Below are 18,048 nucleotides of genomic sequence, written 5' to 3' on the forward strand. Positions count from 1 at the left end.
TATGAAAATTGGTATTCGTTGAATAAAGGAGAGTTTACATGATAGAAAGTAAAGTTGTAGATTCTATTCCAACTTTGAATGAGAATGATTGTCAAATATGGTGGGCAAGAATTTCGGATTTACAATCATGGCATTACAATTTACTAAATGATATAGAGCGAGAGAAAGCAAATTCGTATCATCATTCGGCAGATCGAGCTCGTTTTATAATAGGTTGCGTAATAAGTAGATTAGTTCTCGGTAAGATACTTTCTATGTCACCAGTCCAAGTACCAATTGATCGAATGTGCTCAGTATGTAAAGTGCAGCATGGAAGACCACAATTACCAGAAGGTATGCCGCAATTATCCGTTTCGCATTCAGGTGAGTGGGTTGTCGTTGCTTTTACAAAATCTGCACCTGTTGGCATAGATGTAGAACAAATGAATCCAAATGTAGATGTTATGAAAATGGCAGAAGGTGTATTAACAGACATTGAAATAGCGCAAGTTATGAAACTGCCAAATGAACAGAAAATAGAAGGATTTTTAACATATTGGACTCGAAAAGAAGCGGTGCTGAAAGCGACAGGTGAAGGACTAATGATTCCGCCAGTACATATTACAGTATCAGCTCCAAACGATCCTCCAAACTTGTTGGTTTTTAAGGATAGACAAGAGTTATTAAATAATACAATGATGGAAGATGTAAAGCCTAGTTTAGATTATAGGGCCTCTGTTGCAATATTCAGTAAGGAAGTAACTGAAATTACGCAATTAGATGCGGCAGCACTTTTAAATCTTAAATAAAAAAATTATAGAAGAGGTGTTCCTCATGTTAGTAGCGGAAAATAGAAAGAATGAATTCACTTATAACGTACAAGCAATTAAAAATATTTTATTTTCTGGAGACACATCATCCATTCATGCTTTAGAAAAGCTTTTAAATGATACAGTTCAGTTTGATGTTCTTGAACAAGAGGCACTTGGTAGACAGTACATTCCGAAAGAAGCAAAGAATTTCTTTGATAAAGATGGAACATTTCTTTACCGTGTATCTAATGTTAGTTATAAAGGCAAGGTGTTATCTGAAAATCTAATTTTTGCAGACACTTCGTTTTTACCGGACGCAATAAAGAGTGAATTAGAGAGTGGAAATATTCCTGTTGAAAAGCTTATAGAAAAGATGGAAGTAAGAAGAAATGTATTATATGAAGGATATCAGCCATCTGGAAATATTATCGAATTGTTTGATGGATGTTCTGTTACAGCGAATGTGTATCCAACTAGAAAGTATCAAATTGTAAGTAAATGCAAATGTGTATTTTATATTTGTGAAGTGTATCATGCAGAGAATATAAAGCAATTGCTTAAATAAAAACAAGAAACCAGCCTATAAAATGGCTGGTTTCTTGTTTATTTAACAGCTTCTTTTAATTCTTTACCTGCTTTAAATGCAGGAACTTTACCAGCGGCGATTTGAATTTCTTCGCCAGTTTGCGGATTACGTCCTGTACGAGCAGATCTTTCGCGCACTTCAAAAGTTCCAAAACCGATTAGTTGAACTTTATCTCCAGATTGTAATGCATTAGCAATTGTGTCAAATACGGATTGTACAGCTGCAGAAGCGTCCTTTTGAGAAATATCAGCTGATTGAGCTACGTTTTTAATTAATTCTGTTTTGTTCATGTTTTCACCTCATAAAAAAATTTTTGGAATGAATGTTTTAGTATAATAGATAGTAAAGATAAAGCTATCACTATGATTAGATAGAATACTATATAATTATGTTAATTTCGTTGCAAGAGACTGAATCCCTTCTATTATTTAGGGATTAATTAAGAATCGATGCATATAAAAAGCTTTAGTATGAGGATGAGGGGGAGTATATGAATGATTTTTCGTGAAAAAAATGAGAAGGAAAGTATATTAATTCGTCAACATGACCATGGTTTTTTAGCTGGAGAGATTGCAAAACATATAAAAGAAGACTTTTTTGAAAGTAAAACATATTTAAAAGAAACAGTTGATGCAATATATGAGCATGACAGAGGATGGATAGAGCTTGATAAAGTACCAATTTTGAATGATGCTAAAAATATTCCATATACATTTATGGATTGTCCAAGCCCATTACGTTTTGTTTTTTATACGATTGGTTTGAATGAAATTGAAAATTCTAATCCATACGGGGCATTGCTTTGTAGTAAACATTTTTTATCATTTCCACTAAACGAGGAAGATGAAGAGATGATGTCATTTTATAAACATGAATTAGAACGACAAAAAAGAATCTTGAAAACGTTAACAAAAGAACAGTTTGCGATGTTCGATAAACATTATAAATTATTAAAGTTTTGTGATGAAATTTCTTTATACGTATGTATGAATAAGCCTGGTGTCAAAAAGAAAGATGAAATTGATTTATTTAAAGATGGTTTTGAAGGAACAGAAATGTTTAATAGTGAAGAGGAGAAACTTATTCAAGCTGAATGGGTGGACGAGGAAACAATTCGGATTACACCATTTCCATTTCAAACGGAATTTTATACGTATGTAAAATATAAAACGATAAATAAGCATGAAATGAAAGAAAAAGGGATTGCAAAGGCTGATAGAGAATCAGAAATGAAGAAACAAACCATTCGTTTCATACAATAAGGAGGTAATATAAATTGAAAGATTATATATTAAAACAGTGTGATTATCATGCTTGGGCCAATACAAGATTATTCAATCGATTAAAAGAGTTACCAAACTATGAGACGATTTTTAATGAGCAGATACAGAGTGTATTCCCATCCATTAAGGATACTTTTGTGCATATTTATATTACAGATCAAGTGTGGTTACATATATTGCATGGTAAAAGTATGAATGAAGCAATACAAGACCGAGAAGATTTACGAAAACAAATTGAAACTAAATCGTTACATGAATTAGAAAAAATGTTTGAAAACATGGCAAATCAATATAAAGATTTTTTAATTACAATACAAGATGTGAATGCTGTATTTGTTATTGAGAATCCATATGTAGGGAAATTAGAAACTTCGATTTTAGAATTAGTGCAACATGTCGTAAATCATGGTACATATCATAGAGGAAATATAACAGCAATGATCCGTCAACTTGGTCATTCGTCGACAATGATGGATTTTGTACTGTATTTACATATGGTTAAAAAGCAGGGAGAGTAATATAGTTTGTAAGAAGGAGAGGCTTTAATTATAGAAGTCTCTCCTTCTATTTTATTCCGCATTCATGGTAGATCGACTGATTAAAGTTTTCTTAAGAAGCTTTATTTTCTTGTAATTGCTTAGCGTATTGTACAGCCTTATATGCATTGACTCTACCGTTTTTCCAGTACGTACCTGTACCACTAATTTTATCAGAAGTTGACTCAATAATTTGGCGAATTTGTGTATTACTATATCCTTGATTTGCTAAAAGAGCAGCGACTCCTGCAACATGAGGTGTTGCCATAGATGTACCACTTAATGATTGATACGTGCTTCCTTTATATGTTGAATATATATTTGAACCTGGTGCTGCAACATCTACCCAGCTACCATAAGTAGAGAATGAAGATTTTCTATCTGATTGATCTGTAGAACCAACTGCAATTACTTCGCTGTAATAAGCAGGGTAATTAGCTTTTGTATTTCCAGCATTTCCAGCAGCTGCAACTATAACAGAGCCTTTATTCCATGCATATTGAACGGCTTGTTGTAATGCAGTACCACCATTTGGAGCTCCTAAACTTAAACTAATTACTTTTGCACCCGAATCAGCAGCTTCTCGAATACCTTGCGCTACAGCATCAAGAGTACCACTTCCTTGATTATCTAATACGCGGACAGCATAAATTGAAGTTTGTGGGGCAACACCAGCAATTCCGACGCTGTTATTCGTAAGTGCTCCAGTAATTCCAGCGCAATGTGTACCATGACCATTACCATCATCAGATGTATTGTCGTTATCAACATAATCATGCCCGTAAATTACTTTCGAAGCCAGATCAGGGTGTGAGCCTTGAACTCCTGTATCAATAATAGCTACTTTTACATCCGGATCACTTCGTTGGCTATCCCAAGCTTGTGGAGCTTGAATCTTTTGTAATCCATATTGATTATTAAAATATGGGTCGTTTGGAGTCCAAAAGGCGTGAACGTAATAATTTGGTTCTGCATATTCCACATCTGGATTATTTTTATAACTCTTTATTTTTTCTTTTACAGTACCTTTTGAAAATTGTACGACTTCAAAACCTAACTTATCATCTTTAGATAAGACATTAGCTCCGACAGATTTATGAAAAGATTGCACATTACTTAAAGATGCATTTTGTTTGAACTTAACGATTAATTGGTTAGGAACATAATCAGTAGATGATGTTTCAGCACTTGAAGTATTCGTGTTAAAGAAGAAACCACCAATAATAAATGATAAAACAGATAGGAAAACAATGATTTTGTTTTTCAAAAGATTTTTCCTCCCTTTTCTTGGATGAGTTTTTCAGCGACACTTTAATGTCGCATTCCTTTTCAACTATATAGTTAGACCATACGATTTATGACATTTATGTGAAAAACTTTTGGAGGAATAAAAAGGAGTAAATATTGATATAAATATATTTTTAATGATAGTAATTAAGTAAAAGAGGGGATGAAAAAAGGAATGCTCATCATGTATGAGTCATTCCTTTTTTCATAGATTAACTTGCCTGTTTTTTATTATTTTCTTTCAATTTCTCTGCTTGTAAAAAGCGATTCGTTTCAGCAACAACAATACTACTTAATCCAATCAAACCAATCAAGTTTGGAATTGCCATAAGTCCATTTGCAATATCAGCAAATGTCCATACAATTCCTAGCTTTAAATTAGCACCAATTGCAATCATGAAAATAAAGATTGCTTTATAATATTTAACTGCACTTTCTCCGAATAAATAAGCTACACATTTTTCTCCATAATACGACCAGCCTAAAATAGTAGAGTAGGCAAATAAAATAATTGCGATACCGAGAATCATACTACCAGCAGTACCGAATACAGATTGGAATGCAAGTGTTGTAGCTTCAACACCAGTTTTACCTGATTTCCAAGCGCCTGTAGTAATTAATACTAGTCCTGTAATTGTACATACAATAAACGTATCTAGAAAAGTACCAGTCATTGAAACTAAAGCTTGCTTTGCAGGCGAATCGGTTTTTGCCGCCGCCGCCGCAATTGGTGCACTCCCTAAACCAGCTTCGTTCGCAAATACACCACGCGCCATTCCGATTTGGATAGCTGATGCAACTGTTGCCCCAATAAAACCACCAGCAGCTGCTGTACCATTAAATGCACCAGAAAAAATAAGTGAAAATGCTTCTGGAATTTGGTCGTAGTGATAGAAAATAATTATAAGACCAGCAATTATATAAAAGAAAGCTTTAATAGGAACGACATATCCCGTCACTTTCCCGATTTTTTTTACACCGCCTAAAATAACAATTGCGATTAAAAATGACATTACTATACCAGTTAAAGCAGGAGGGAAAGAGAAATTAATTCGCATTGCCTCTGCAACTGAGTTAGATTGCACCATATTACCAATACCGAAAGAAGCAGTTGTACCAAATATAGCGAATAATATAGCAAGCCATTTCTTACCTAAACCACGCTCTAAATAATACATTGGTCCACCAGAATATTCACCATTTTCATTACTAACACGGTATTTCACTGCAAGTATTGCCTCTGCATACTTTGTTGCCATACCGAATAAAGCGGTAATCCACATCCAAAATATTGCACCAGGACCACCAATTGTAACCGCTGTTGCAACACCGGCTATATTACCCATACCAATCGTTGCGGCCATAGCTGTCATGAGTGCTTGGAAGTGACTAATATCTCCAGAAGAAGAAGTATCTTCTGATTTTTTAAACGCTAGTTTGTGAGCGTATAATAGTTTACTAAACTGTAAACCTTTCAAACGCACTGTGAGAATGATACCTGTTCCAACGAGTAGCAACAAAGTTGGTAATCCCCACACGTATTGATTTAGTTGTTCTAATACTTTACTTACTGTCTCCATCTTTATTCTCCTTTTTTAGAAAAAATAAAAACCACTTCAAGTAAATGAAATGGTCTCTGGAGAAACAAGGGATAGAAAAATAAACCGATACAATCGGCTTTTTCTTTCGCTTGTCTCTGTCCTTTTACCTGAGAGATTATCCGCTAAAGTAGCGGATTTGCTCCTTCGGTGCTCGTTTTCCTCCGCGCTCTATGAAAGCGAGAGGGAGTCTCTCCAGAGATTCGTCCCCATGCAGTTCTACTTGTAACCAAGACCTGAGAGTTTCAAAGCTGGTATAACAACTTTTTGCCCCGTCGGTAGATCAATAGACCTTCTCCTGAATGGTTCATCCGAATTATAAAATTTATAAACACATTGATTGTAAATCAATAAAAACATTATAGACATACAAATTGTGAATTGCAATCATTTTTTATTTTAAAATAGTAAATAGTTTTATTTTTTTGTAAGTCCTAATTTATCTTCAACTTCATTTAAAGTAGATAAAGCGATGACAATATGTTGATCCGCAAGTCCTAAAGCTTGTTTTGTTTTTTCAATAGTTTCATTGGTTGGAGTAGAGTTATTTGCTCCGTCTATAATCAAATTTGCTGCATTTTTCATGAAATTTGATGCGGATTTAAACTGAGTTGTGAATTGAAGTAGTTGTTTTTGTATATCTATATCTGTTATGTTTTCTTCAATTTTAAGCGTGTCTATTTCGTTCATAATTGTTTCGTACTGTTTGGAAACAGCACTCATTGTAACTAATAGTTTATTTCGATCTACTGAATCTCCATTCGTGTTAATCTCTTCCCAGGCAGGTAACCAATCTTTTTCGATGATGTCATTATAATGAGTAGTCAATTCATGAATTTTAGGTTGTAATTTCGTTTTGAAAGTTTTTGTCTCCGCTGTTTCTACAGTTGCTTTTTCGTTGTTATTTTTAACATTAGTAACATAGAAAATCGTACCGAAAATGATGAAAATAGAAATAACAACTGTCCATTTAGTAAAAAGTAATTTCTGCAATATGTAACGCCTCCAAAATTTAAAAACTTATAATTATAATATATAACAATAATGTTTTTTTAAAGTAGAGAAAATAGGTTAGAAATAATTTAAATTATGTCTTTTCTATACACGAATAATTAAATTTAGTAAAATGATGAAAGCTATATGCGAGAAAAGAGGGTTTTTAGTGAAAATGAATAGAAGAAAACTGGTTTTAAGTATTTCAATGGCTATGTTATTAGTTGGTTTATTTGCACTCATATATGTAGACAAAGAATCTAAAATTAAAGATTTTCCAGTGCCAATGTCAGCAATCCATATTAACGATGATAATGAAGAGGACTATCAATATATAAGTGTAATGCCTATTACAAAGGCAAATGGATGGGAGAACTTAGGGGAAAACGGGCATACTGTTAGTTTTAAAAAAGGGGAAAGGAAGGTAGCAGTAGTACATTATCCGGGAGAAATTACGTATTATTTATTTGAGAAAAAGATGAATAAGGGAGATTAGCTAAAGATGTAATTCATTAAGAGTTACATCTTTTTTTATTCTGAATCATTTGAAATTAAATTCGATAGATGTTTTGATAGATGTAGTGATAAATATGATTAGTTCTATATGCCTATAAAGAGTATTAGGATGATTATAAAAATATTATGTGAACTAATTATTGTGAGAAGAAGATAAATTATATGCTAAAGGGGGAATTAAAAATGTTACTAAAAACAATCTACTGTAAGGTGGAAGAAGAGAAAAAGAAATTGTTTTCAAATGCGCAAGAAAAATGGAGTGATATACGGCATCTAGATGGTTTTCATGGACAATTTGGTGGATGGTATGAAGATGAGGCATGTGTATTTACTTTATGGGAAGATAGAAGTACATATCAATCATTTATGAATGGTGCTCACGATACAATTTATTTAAATAGTAATCAAGAGGATACGTTTCTTTCGTGTGAAATTGAATTATTTCAAACGTTGTATGATATAACTGATACGCATTTGAAAGACGTTGTTACAGAAGGATCATTCGTAAGAGTTGCTATATGTGATGTAAAGGTGGAAAAGGAAAAGTATTTTTTACAGAAGCAAGAAACAATTTGGAATAAAGGAATGGAAAAAGCAAAAGGAATGTTAGGTGGAGTAGTTGGGAAGTCTTTAAAAAATGAAAATCGTTACATAGTGTTAACATATTGGAAAGATGAACAGACGCATCAAAATTATGTGGAAGAGATTTTCCCAGATTTATATAAATTAGCTAATATTCATGAAGATATAGAAGAGATAAAAGGAAAACAAGCTGTATGTAAGGAAGAATGGCTTGTATATTAAACGCTGAAAAAGTGTATAAATGAATGTATAATAAAGATATTTTCTTATAAACAAGTAATTAATAGAAGACGTTATATACCCTTTCATGTTAATATATTTAAGTTATAATAGGAGGCTTACCCTTTTGTATTGTACGGTAGAAGCAGTGTGAGCTTGAAATTTTTTTTAGAAAAGGATGTGCCTAATTTGCGTATCAATAAATTTATTAGTGAAGCTGGAAAAGCGTCTCGACGTGGAGCGGATAAACTAATTAATGAGAGAAGAGTAATTATTAACGGTAAGGTTGCAAAAATTGGTGACCAAGTGAACCCAGGTGATGATGTACGAGTAAATGGAGAGCAGCTTCGAATTGCTCGAGATCACGTATATATCGCTTTAAATAAACCAGTAGGTATTACATGTACGAGTGAAAAAGCTGTAAAAGGTAATATTATCGATTTAGTGAACCATCCTTTACGAATTAGTCACATTGGACGCCTTGATAAAGACTCAGACGGTTTAATTTTATTAACGAATGATGGTGATATTGTTAATGAGATTTTACGTGCTGAAAACAAACATGAGAAAGAATATATCGTTTCAGTAGATAAGCCAATTACACCTGATTTCTTAGAGAAAATGGCAGCGGGTGTTAAAATTTTAGGAACAAAAACGCTTCCTTGTGAGGTTACACAGTTATCAAAATATGAGTTCCAAATTATTTTAACACAAGGGCTAAATCGTCAAATTCGCCGTATGTGTGAAGCTTTAGGTTATCAAGTATACACGTTAAAACGTACGAGAATTATGAATATTGAATTGAATAATTTACCGGTTGGGCAGTGGAGAGATTTAACAAAGAAAGAGAAAAGACGTCTATTTGCAGACTTAAATTACGAACCACAAGATTGGTAAAATTGTGAAGTGAAACCAAAAAAATTTGGTTTCACTTTTTTAATTAAATAAATAATTTTTTTAAACACTTGCAAAAATAAAATGAATAAGATATATTAAATAACAATAAATGGATGTTTTACAAAAAGCAAAGAAAAGGACACGAGTTATTTTACCCGGTTATACAGAGAAGGAAGGAAAGCTGAGAACTTCCTAACGCAGAAAAATAACTTACCACCTTAGAGCTGCACTAGGGAAATTAAGTATCTAGTGCCGTGTATGCGACGTTATCGCAAAAGAAGCCATTATGTTTTTTGTGATGGGAATCTGGGTGGAACCACGGATATAAGCATATTCGTCCCTATATTTAGGGATGAATATGCTTTTTTGCATTCAATTTCATAATAAGCGAAGAAAAGGACACGAGTTATTTTACCCGGTTATACAGAGAAGGAAGGAAAGCTGAGAACTTCCTAACGCAGAAAAATAACTTACCACCTTAGAGCTGCACTGGGGAAATTAAGTATCTAGTGCCGTATAAACGACGTTACCGTAAAAGAAGCCATTGCATTTTGTGATGGGAATCTGGGTGGAACCACGGGTAAAAGCACGCTCGTCCCTATGTTAGGGATGAGTGTGCTTTTTATTATGAAATGGAGAGATGAAAAATGAAAGAACAAATGATTGAAATTAAATTTCCAGATGGTAGCGTGAAAGAATTTGTAAAAGGAATTACTTTAGAAGAAATTGCGGGATCCATTAGCAGTAGTTTGAAAAAGAAAGCAGTCGCGGGGAAAGTGAATGATGGGTTATATGATTTACGCCGAAAGATTGAAGAAAATGCGGAGGTAGAAATCATTACTATAGATTCAAATGAAGGTGTAGAAATTACAAGACACTCTGCGGCACATATTTTAGCGCAAGCTGTAAAAAGAATGTATGGTGATATAAATCTTGGGGTGGGGCCTGTTATTGAAAATGGATTTTATTATGATATGGATCTTCCAAGTAGTGTAAACGTAGAAGATTTACGAAAAATCGAAAAAGAAATGAAAAAGATTATAAATGAAAATATAAAGATAGAACGAGTTGAGGTTTCTCGAGAAGAAGCAGCAAAACTGTTTCAAGAAATGAACGATCGCTTGAAATTAGAACTTTTAGAAGCAATTCCTAGTGGGGAAAGTGTAACACTATATAAACAAGGTGAATTTGTAGATTTATGTAGAGGGCCACATTTACCATCAACAGGTTATTTGAAATCATTTCAATTAACTCACGTTTCCGGTGCATATTGGCGAGGTGATAGTAATAACCAAGTGCTTCAGCGCATATATGGTGTTGCATTCTCTTCTCAAAAAGAATTAGAAGAGTATTTACATTTCGTTGAAGAAGCAACAAAAAGAAATCATCGTAAGTTAGGCAATGAGCTTGAGTTATTTATGTTTTCTGAAGAGGCTCCGGGAATGCCGTTTTATTTACCGAAAGGACAAATGATTCGTAACGAATTGGAAGCATTTTTAAGAGAAATTCAAAAAGAGTACAATTATCAAGAAGTACGCACTCCGTTCATGATGAACCAAGAAGTATGGGAGAGATCAGGGCACTGGGGACATTATAAAGATAATATGTATTTCTCTGAAGTAGATAATAAAAGTTTTGCATTAAAACCGATGAACTGTCCAGGGCACATGCTTATGTTTAAAAATAAATTGCATTCTTATCGTGAATTACCGATTCGTATGTGTGAATTCGGTCAAGTACATCGCCATGAATTTAGTGGTGCGTTAAACGGATTATTAAGAGTACGTACTTTCTGCCAAGATGATGCACATTTATTTGTAACTCCAAAACAAATTGAAAATGAAATCAAATCCGTAATGGCGCAAATTGATTACGTATATAAAACTTTTGGATTCGAATATGAAGTAGAGCTTTCTACTCGTCCAGAAGACTCAATGGGTGATGATAAATTATGGGAGCAAGCAGAAGCAGCATTAGAAAATGTATTACAATCGCTAAATTATAAATATAGACTAAATGAAGGTGACGGTGCATTTTACGGGCCGAAAATTGATTTTCATATTAAAGATGCTTTAAATAGAAGTCACCAGTGCGGAACAATCCAGCTTGATTTCCAAATGCCAGAGAAATTTGATTTAAATTATATAGATGAAAATAATGAAAAGAAAAGACCAGTTGTTATTCACAGGGCAGTTTTAGGGTCATTAGATCGCTTCTTAGCAATATTAATTGAGCACTTTGGAGGTGCGTTCCCGGCATGGGTGGCACCAGTTCAAGTGAAAGTAATTCCAGTTTCAAATGCAGTACATGAACAATATGCCAATGAGATTGCACTTAAATTAGCACAAGCTGGAGTTCGTGTTGAACAAGATGCACGAGATGAAAAATTAGGATATAAAATAAGAGAAGCACAAATGCAAAAAGTACCGTATGTTCTTGTTATTGGAGATAAGGAAATGGAAAACGGAGCTGTAAATGTACGTAAATATGGGGAAGAGAAGTCAGAAGTTATTGCACTAGATGTATTTGTGGCAACTATTGAAGAAGAAATAAAGAATAGAAAATATTGATTGTAAAGAAAACACACTATTAGAAATTAGTGTGTTTTCTTTTTTATCTTACAAAAATGTAAGGTAAATGTAAGCGAAATCGAGGGAACGAGTTGTAGAAAAATGAGAATATGAAGTAGGAAATAGGTTCATGTTACAGGTGTAACTCTTATTGAATGAATAATTAAAAAAATCTTAAGGATTTACATGACAAAATAATAAGAAATATGTGAGAAATTAATTTTATACAAAAGGGATGGAGTGAAAGAGATGTCAACAAATGTAGTTACTGTGGAAAGTGTAGAAAAAACGTATGGAAAAAGAAATGAGAATCAGTCAAAAGCATTAAGGGGTGTATCGTTAAGTATTAAAGAAGGAGAATTTGTCGGGATTATGGGTCCTTCTGGGTCTGGAAAAACGACTTTACTTAATGTGATAAGTACACTTGACCAAGCGACAGGTGGTAGTGTGACGATAGCTGGTACAAATATTACTTCTATGAAGGGCAATGCGTTATCTGATTTTCGCTCTCAAAAATTAGGTTTCATTTTTCAAGATTTTAATCTACTAGAAAACTTATCAATTTATGAAAATATAGCTTTACCACTTTCTCTGCAAGGCGTACCATCAAGTGAGATTACTGGAAAGGTAAATGACGTTGCGAAGAAATTAGGAATTACTGAAATTTTAACAAAATATCCAACTGCTGTTTCTGGTGGACAAAAGCAAAGAACAGCGGCGGCAAGAGCTTTAGTACATAATCCAGCAATTGTATTAGCAGATGAACCGACAGGTGCGCTTGATAGTAAAAACGCAAAAAGTTTATTAGAAGCAATGCAAGATTTACATGAAAATCACAATGTAAGTATTTTGATGGTTACACATGATGCATTTAGTGCAAGTTATTGTGAGCGTATTTTATTTATTCAAGATGGTCTTCTTTATAAAGAATTAAATCGTCAAGGCACTAGAGAGAATTTCTATCAAGACATTTTAGGTGTGCTCGCTCATATGGGCTCAGCTGCTGAGTCTAAGTAGGGGGCGAAACTATGTTATTTAAATTATCACGTCATAGTATGAAAAAAATGTTAAAAGATTATATGGTTTTACTTATTGGCCTCGTTATTAGTATTAGTATTTTCTATATGTTCCAAACGATGGCGATGAATAGCGAATTTACGAAAGATAATAGCCTAATTAGTAGTATTAGACTCGTCTTTTGGGTAGGTGCAATACTATTATCTTTCATTACTGTATTTTATATTATATATGCCAACTCTTTCTTACTCACGTTAAGAAGAAAAGAACTCGGTATGTACATGATGCTTGGTGCAAAAAAGAAAAAAGTAGCACAGTTATTATTTATTGAAACATTCGGTATGGGTATTGTCAGTATTATTATCGGTATTTTAGTAGGGATGTTACTTGCAAGTGTAGCAGGAAACTTTTTAATGAATGGAATGGAAATTTCAGCAAAAGGTAGTTATGCATCTGTATACACACCAGCAATTTTAGTTACAGCTATTTTCTTCTTAATACTATTTTTCATTACTGGCTTAATGAACAGTGTCCGATTGTTACGTAAAACTGAACTAGAGTTAATTCGTGAAGATGAAACACTAGATGAAGTGAAGAAAAGTAAAACTCGCATTATTATAATGACAGTACTTGGTGTATTACTAGTAAGTATAGGGTACTATTTTATGATCAATGTAAAAATATATGCTGAATTAGGTTTTATTATAGCAACCATCGTTACAACACTTGGAACATATTTTATCTTTAGTTCATTACTCCCATTTTTTGTGATGAAAATTAAGGGGAATAAAAAACGAAATGAAACTGGTCTAAATAGTTTTACATATGCACAGCTACGCTTTCGAGTAAATAGTTTATCGAGAGTATTAGGTACTGTAGCGATGTTAATTGCATTAGGCGCAGGTGCGATGACGGCAGGTATGGCTTTCCAAAAAAATGTAGGTATTATGACAGACTTTTCTCGTGTATATGATGTTGTAATTCATGATCCGAATGATCAAGACAAAGCTGCCTTAAAAGAAATGGAAATTGTTGAAGAAAGCAAGTACAACTATAAAGTAGATGGAGAAGCGGTTTATTATTTACGTAACGACTTAACTGCGAAACCACCACTTGTTTCAGACCATTTTGATACAAAAACGTTAAAAGAGCCTGTTCGTAAACGTGTGACTGAACCTTTAACTGAACCTGTATATTCAGCTTTAGAGGCTCCTGAATTAGCAAAATTCCCTCGTATGCCAAAGGATTGGGAAGACGCAGTTGTAAGAGAGATACAAATTACGCATAATCAATTTAGCGGAAAACCAGTAAGAATTGCAGACGAAGAGCATTATAAAGGAATTCAAGGAACAGAACACACTGTAACATTAGCAAAAGTAGATGATATGAAAAAATATAAACCGTTATTGATCGAAATAGACAAGAGACAAAAAGCACAAATTGAAAAAGCAACAGGTGAAAAGGTAGACTTATTTACGAAAATGACAATTTATCAGTTTATGAACAGCTTCATGAGCGGAACAATGTTTATGGGATTTTTCCTCGGAATTGCCTTTTTAGCAATGATGGCGAGTTCCCTTATGTTCAAAATATTAACAGGTGCTTCTCGTGATGTACGCCGTTATGAAATGTTACGAAAAATCGGTGTGAGACGCAGTATGTTAACGAAAAGTATATATAAAGAAATTTCATATTTATTTATCTTCCCAGCAATTATTGGAATTTCCCACGTTTTAGTTGGGCTTAACTTATTCAGCTTTATATTAGTTGACCCGTTTGTAAAAGTATGGGTGCCAATAGGAATTTTCTTAGTCATTTATTTCATTTATTACTGGATAACTGTTCAACTTTATAAAGGTATGGTAATGCCGAAAGAAGAGGTAGCTAAATAGTTTATGAAAAGAGTCCTTGTTTAGAAAACAAGGGCTTTTTTCTATATTTGTAATACATTGTGATCGAGTCTTTCTATGAATCGTGTATTGAAAATTAAGAAAATATTAAGAGTTTATATAGCGGAAAGTTAAGAAGTGTATGGGATATTAAGAATGTGCAAAAGATCAAGGTGAAATTGAAGAGTGTAATTGTTATATATTCCTATTATTTTGAGGTAGTTGTGCAGAATTAAATTGATATTTTTATAAATTTAAAAGAAAGGAGACTACTTATGAAGAAGATAAAAAAATTAATAAAACTTATTGGTGCTACCATTACACTATTAGTAATCGTATCATTAGTATTTCCTACATGGACTGCGCAAATAAAGGGGAAAAACAGTATAAGTACATTAGAGCAAGTAGAGATCAATGGAAGTGGTCATGAAATTATGATACGTGGCAAAGATAAGAACAATCCGGTTATTATTTTTGTACATGGTGGACCAGGTACTTCAGAAATACCATATGCTCAAAAATACCAAAACTTATTGGAAGAGGAATTCACAGTTGTTAATTACGATCAAAGAGCGAGCGGGAAGTCGTATCATTTCTTTGAAGACTATTCGAATCTTACATCAGATCTTCTTGTAGAAGATTTATTAGCTATGACAGATTATGTTTCAAAACGTCTTGGTAAAGAAAAAGTAATATTGGTTGGTCATTCTTATGGTACATATATCGGAATGCAAGCTGCCAATAAAGCTCCTGAAAAATATGAAGCATATGTTGGCATAGGGCAGATGAGTGATACAGTAGAAAGTGAAATGGATAGTTTAAACTATGTAATTGAACAGGCACAAAATGCTGGGAATACAGATGAGGTTTCCTATTTAAATGGGTTGACTGAAAAAATTAAAAATGGTGATACATATACTCCGAGAAATTATGTTGCGAAATATGGTGGAACATCAAGACTTATTGAAAATCCAGATGATGATAATATCGGGATGTTACTTAGTAATGAATATAACTTGTTAGATGTAATTCGTTATAACGTTGGATTATCACATTCTCAAACTGTCTTATTAGAAAAGGATTTAAAGAATCCATTGCCTACTAAGGTGACTAAAATGAAATTACCGCTTTATTTTCTTATGGGGAAATATGACTATAACACTTCATATCATGCGGCAAAAACATATTTTGATACGATTGAAGCAGATCAAAAAGAATTTATTACTTTTGAGAAATCAGCTCATTATCCACAATTTGAAGAGAAAGAAAAATTTTATAAGTGGATGTGTGATACACTTTTAAAATAAATAAAGTGGATCCGAAATTTATAGAATTAAAAAAGTTAGCGAGACGTAAAAAAATCTTAGCTACATATCATTACGTAAAGCGAAGTTAAATAAAAAGACTCTTGTATAAATGACAAGAGTCTTTTTATAATGTTCTCTATGTAGAAGGAAAAGATTGGATAATAGTCGAAAAATATAATATAACTTCCGGGAAATGACTAGAATAATAAAATTTTGTCGAGAGAAAGGATATTAAGTATGAAAGAAATGCTACAGTTATTTCGCAACAAAGTGTACACACGCTTTTTCTAGCAAATATTTTAGAGCGACTCGGTTCTATGATTGCTGTCAGTCAATAGGCTGAACACTCTGAGAAAGGTGGTGAAAACAATGACTAGAAAGAAAGCAGTGAAAGTATTACGTAAACAAAAGAAAAGAGAAACCATGCAACGATTCACGCAGAAACAGAATATCGGACGAGCTTGCCTGACTGCAAAAGAATTCCGCTTACTGCAACGCATGTCACATAGTTCAAAAGCGTTGCGAAATGTTGGATTGTACACGATTAAACAAAGTTACTTGAATCATAACAAGATGGCTACTGTAAAAGAAGTGGATAATGCCATGCAAGCCGATATGAACTACTGGGGCATTCAATCAAACTCTGTCCAAGCGATTCGTAGAGCCTTATATGCAGACGTAAAAAGCTTTTTTAAAGCAATGGAACAGTGGAAGAAAAAACCTGAAACATTCACAGGTCGTCCTAAGTTTCCGAATTATTCTCGTTCAACGGACAAACGAATTATTGAAATCTATCAAGTTCCAAAAGTGGATGATAACGGGTATTGGATGATTCCGATGAATGTTGCATTCAGAAAAAAATTCGGTTCCATTAAAATATGTATGCCAAAAAACTTAAGACATAAAAAAATCTCCTACATTGAGATTGTACCGAAGCAAAAAGGTCGGTTCTTTGAGGTGCATTACACATATGAAATGTACGTTTCTCAAATGAAGAAACAACCCACGACTACGAGTAACGCTTTAAGTTGCGATTTAGGTGTAGATAGATTAGTAAGTTACGTGACAAATACAGGTGATGCTTTCTTAATTGATGGAAAAAAATTAAAATCCATAAACCAATACTTCAACAAAATGATACGTAATCTCCAGCAGAAAAATATTGAAAATGGACTTTCAAAACGCGTTGTAACGAACAAAATGGCTGCACTTTGGCATAAACGAGAAAGACAAATAAATGGTTACATTTCACAAACGGTAGGTCTGTTGTTCAAAAAAGTGAAAGCATTTGGCATAGATACGGTTGTCGTAGGGTATAACGCTGGTTGGAAACAAAAATCTGATATGGGAAAAAAGAATAATCAAACATTTGTTCAAATCCCATTGCATAAACTGCTTGCAGCAATTGAGAATAAATGTGTAAAAGAAGGCATCCGATTTTTAAAACAAGAAGAAAGCTATACTTCAAAAGCTAGTTTTCTTGATAAAGATCCGGTTCCAGTTTGGTCTAAGGATGATAGGATGCATTATCGCTTTAGTGGCAAACGAATCACTCGTGGTCTGTACCAAAGTAAAGCAGGAACATGTATCCATGCTGATATTAACGGTGCTCTGAATACATTGCAAAAATCAAAAGTTGTAGAATTGGATGACAATCTCAAAGTGAAAACGCCGATTCTATTTGAAGTGCAAAAACGTAAGGCTGTTGCTTCGCGCATAGCTTAGTGGGTGCGTCAACCATCCATGTGTACTCGACTTGTCGGGGCTTGTAGCACACGCCGGATTCATCTGAGTGGTGGCTTCTTCCACAAGGAGGAACTGCTCTTTTTCGAAAGGGTGGTGCAAGTGGGGAAACGATAGTTCGTTTCAAGTACCAACCAAAAACATACTTGGGGTGTTACCATAAGGTGGCATGAATGCTAGAGCGTCAACTGTCTAGCGATAGACGAAAAGACCTAGCGTTCTAACTCAAGCCTC

The 18,048-nt window shown here is 33.7% G+C and carries 16 protein-coding genes, 1 pseudogene, 1 riboswitch and 2 other annotated features; of the genes and pseudogenes, 13 read left to right on the forward strand and 4 right to left on the reverse strand.

All coding sequences use genetic code 11. From position 1 onward, the window contains the following. Positions 1 to 38: 38 nt before the first annotated feature. Together sfp and ACUL40_RS03620 are read left to right on the forward strand one after the other, a co-directional pair. The gene (sfp, locus tag ACUL40_RS03615; protein WP_000573004.1) at positions 39 to 788 is read left to right on the forward strand and encodes a 4'-phosphopantetheinyl transferase Sfp; all 750 of its coding nucleotides are present in this window, start codon (positions 39 to 41) and stop codon (positions 786 to 788) included. Between the two features lie 25 nt (positions 789 to 813). Continuing rightward, on the forward strand, positions 814 to 1,356 hold the full coding sequence (locus ACUL40_RS03620; protein ID WP_000959125.1) for a hypothetical protein: 543 nt from the start codon (positions 814 to 816) through the stop codon (positions 1,354 to 1,356). A 38-nt stretch (positions 1,357 to 1,394) separates the two neighbouring features. Here ACUL40_RS03620 and ACUL40_RS03625 read toward each other — a convergent pair whose 3' ends face one another. Then, complete coding sequence (locus tag ACUL40_RS03625; RefSeq protein WP_001043905.1) at positions 1,395 to 1,667, reverse strand: HU family DNA-binding protein; 273 nt, start codon at positions 1,665 to 1,667, stop codon at positions 1,395 to 1,397. Positions 1,668 to 1,871: 204 nt separating this feature from the next. Here ACUL40_RS03625 and ACUL40_RS03630 point away from each other — a divergent pair, with 204 nt between their 5' ends. Beyond that, positions 1,872 to 2,639: a DUF3891 family protein gene (locus ACUL40_RS03630; RefSeq protein WP_000577295.1), complete on the forward strand. Its 768-nt coding sequence runs from the start codon at positions 1,872 to 1,874 to the stop codon at positions 2,637 to 2,639. Positions 2,640 to 2,653: 14 nt separating this feature from the next. Continuing rightward, positions 2,654 to 3,178 (forward strand): DinB family protein, encoded by a 525-nt coding sequence (locus tag ACUL40_RS03635; RefSeq protein WP_000656267.1) that lies wholly within the window; start codon positions 2,654 to 2,656, stop codon positions 3,176 to 3,178. 91 nt (positions 3,179 to 3,269) lie between these two features. Here the strand turns inward: ACUL40_RS03635 and ACUL40_RS03640 are convergent, their stop codons facing one another. The 3 genes from ACUL40_RS03640 to ACUL40_RS03650 all read right to left on the reverse strand — a co-directional run bounded on the left by ACUL40_RS03640 (position 3,270) and on the right by ACUL40_RS03650 (position 7,074). Further along, positions 3,270 to 4,463 (reverse strand): S8 family peptidase, encoded by a 1,194-nt coding sequence (locus ACUL40_RS03640; RefSeq protein ID WP_048656798.1) that lies wholly within the window; start codon positions 4,461 to 4,463, stop codon positions 3,270 to 3,272. Between the two features lie 232 nt (positions 4,464 to 4,695). Beyond that, positions 4,696 to 6,063 carry an alanine/glycine:cation symporter family protein gene (locus tag ACUL40_RS03645; RefSeq protein WP_000451037.1) on the reverse strand — a complete coding sequence of 456 codons (1,368 nt, stop codon included), beginning with the start codon at positions 6,061 to 6,063 and terminating at the stop codon, positions 4,696 to 4,698. A gap of 106 nt (positions 6,064 to 6,169) precedes the next feature. Further along, positions 6,170 to 6,290, reverse strand: a riboswitch (glycine riboswitch). Between the two features lie 208 nt (positions 6,291 to 6,498). Then, complete coding sequence (locus ACUL40_RS03650) at positions 6,499 to 7,074, reverse strand: hypothetical protein (protein WP_001170889.1); 576 nt, start codon at positions 7,072 to 7,074, stop codon at positions 6,499 to 6,501. A 133-nt stretch (positions 7,075 to 7,207) separates the two neighbouring features. Here ACUL40_RS03650 and ACUL40_RS03655 point away from each other — a divergent pair, with 133 nt between their 5' ends. The 9 genes and pseudogenes from ACUL40_RS03655 to ACUL40_RS03695 all read left to right on the forward strand — a co-directional run bounded on the left by ACUL40_RS03655 (position 7,208) and on the right by ACUL40_RS03695 (position 17,796). Beyond that, entirely contained in the window at positions 7,208 to 7,570 is a 363-nt protein-coding gene (locus ACUL40_RS03655) for a hypothetical protein (protein WP_002197739.1), read from the forward strand. A 203-nt stretch (positions 7,571 to 7,773) separates the two neighbouring features. Beyond that, positions 7,774 to 8,394, forward strand: a complete 621-nt coding sequence (locus ACUL40_RS03660; protein WP_025687526.1) for a YdbC family protein — start codon at positions 7,774 to 7,776, stop codon at positions 8,392 to 8,394. A gap of 186 nt (positions 8,395 to 8,580) precedes the next feature. Then, complete coding sequence (gene rluF / locus ACUL40_RS03665; RefSeq protein ID WP_001222162.1) at positions 8,581 to 9,288, forward strand: 23S rRNA pseudouridine(2604) synthase RluF; 708 nt, start codon at positions 8,581 to 8,583, stop codon at positions 9,286 to 9,288. 121 nt (positions 9,289 to 9,409) lie between these two features. Further along, positions 9,410 to 9,633: a binding site (T-box leader), on the forward strand. 36 nt (positions 9,634 to 9,669) lie between these two features. Then, positions 9,670 to 9,891 (forward strand) — a binding site (T-box leader). Between the two features lie 44 nt (positions 9,892 to 9,935). Continuing rightward, positions 9,936 to 11,858: a threonine--tRNA ligase gene (thrS, locus tag ACUL40_RS03670; RefSeq protein WP_048656799.1), complete on the forward strand. Its 1,923-nt coding sequence runs from the start codon at positions 9,936 to 9,938 to the stop codon at positions 11,856 to 11,858. 249 nt (positions 11,859 to 12,107) lie between these two features. Continuing rightward, positions 12,108 to 12,875 carry an ABC transporter ATP-binding protein gene (locus ACUL40_RS03675; RefSeq protein ID WP_000106426.1) on the forward strand — a complete coding sequence of 256 codons (768 nt, stop codon included), beginning with the start codon at positions 12,108 to 12,110 and terminating at the stop codon, positions 12,873 to 12,875. Positions 12,876 to 12,886: 11 nt separating this feature from the next. Next, positions 12,887 to 14,767, forward strand: a complete 1,881-nt coding sequence (locus tag ACUL40_RS03680; protein ID WP_063245809.1) for an FtsX-like permease family protein — start codon at positions 12,887 to 12,889, stop codon at positions 14,765 to 14,767. A 272-nt stretch (positions 14,768 to 15,039) separates the two neighbouring features. Continuing rightward, positions 15,040 to 16,071: an alpha/beta hydrolase gene (locus ACUL40_RS03685; protein WP_445422955.1), complete on the forward strand. Its 1,032-nt coding sequence runs from the start codon at positions 15,040 to 15,042 to the stop codon at positions 16,069 to 16,071. A gap of 237 nt (positions 16,072 to 16,308) precedes the next feature. After that, positions 16,309 to 16,397 (forward strand): annotated as a pseudogene (locus tag ACUL40_RS03690) (MFS transporter); the annotation flags it as partial. Positions 16,398 to 16,440: 43 nt separating this feature from the next. Then, complete coding sequence (locus ACUL40_RS03695) at positions 16,441 to 17,796, forward strand: RNA-guided endonuclease TnpB family protein (protein ID WP_048656802.1); 1,356 nt, start codon at positions 16,441 to 16,443, stop codon at positions 17,794 to 17,796. Positions 17,797 to 18,048 lie beyond the last annotated feature (252 nt).

This window comes from Bacillus sp. KNSH39 (assembly GCF_052656585.1).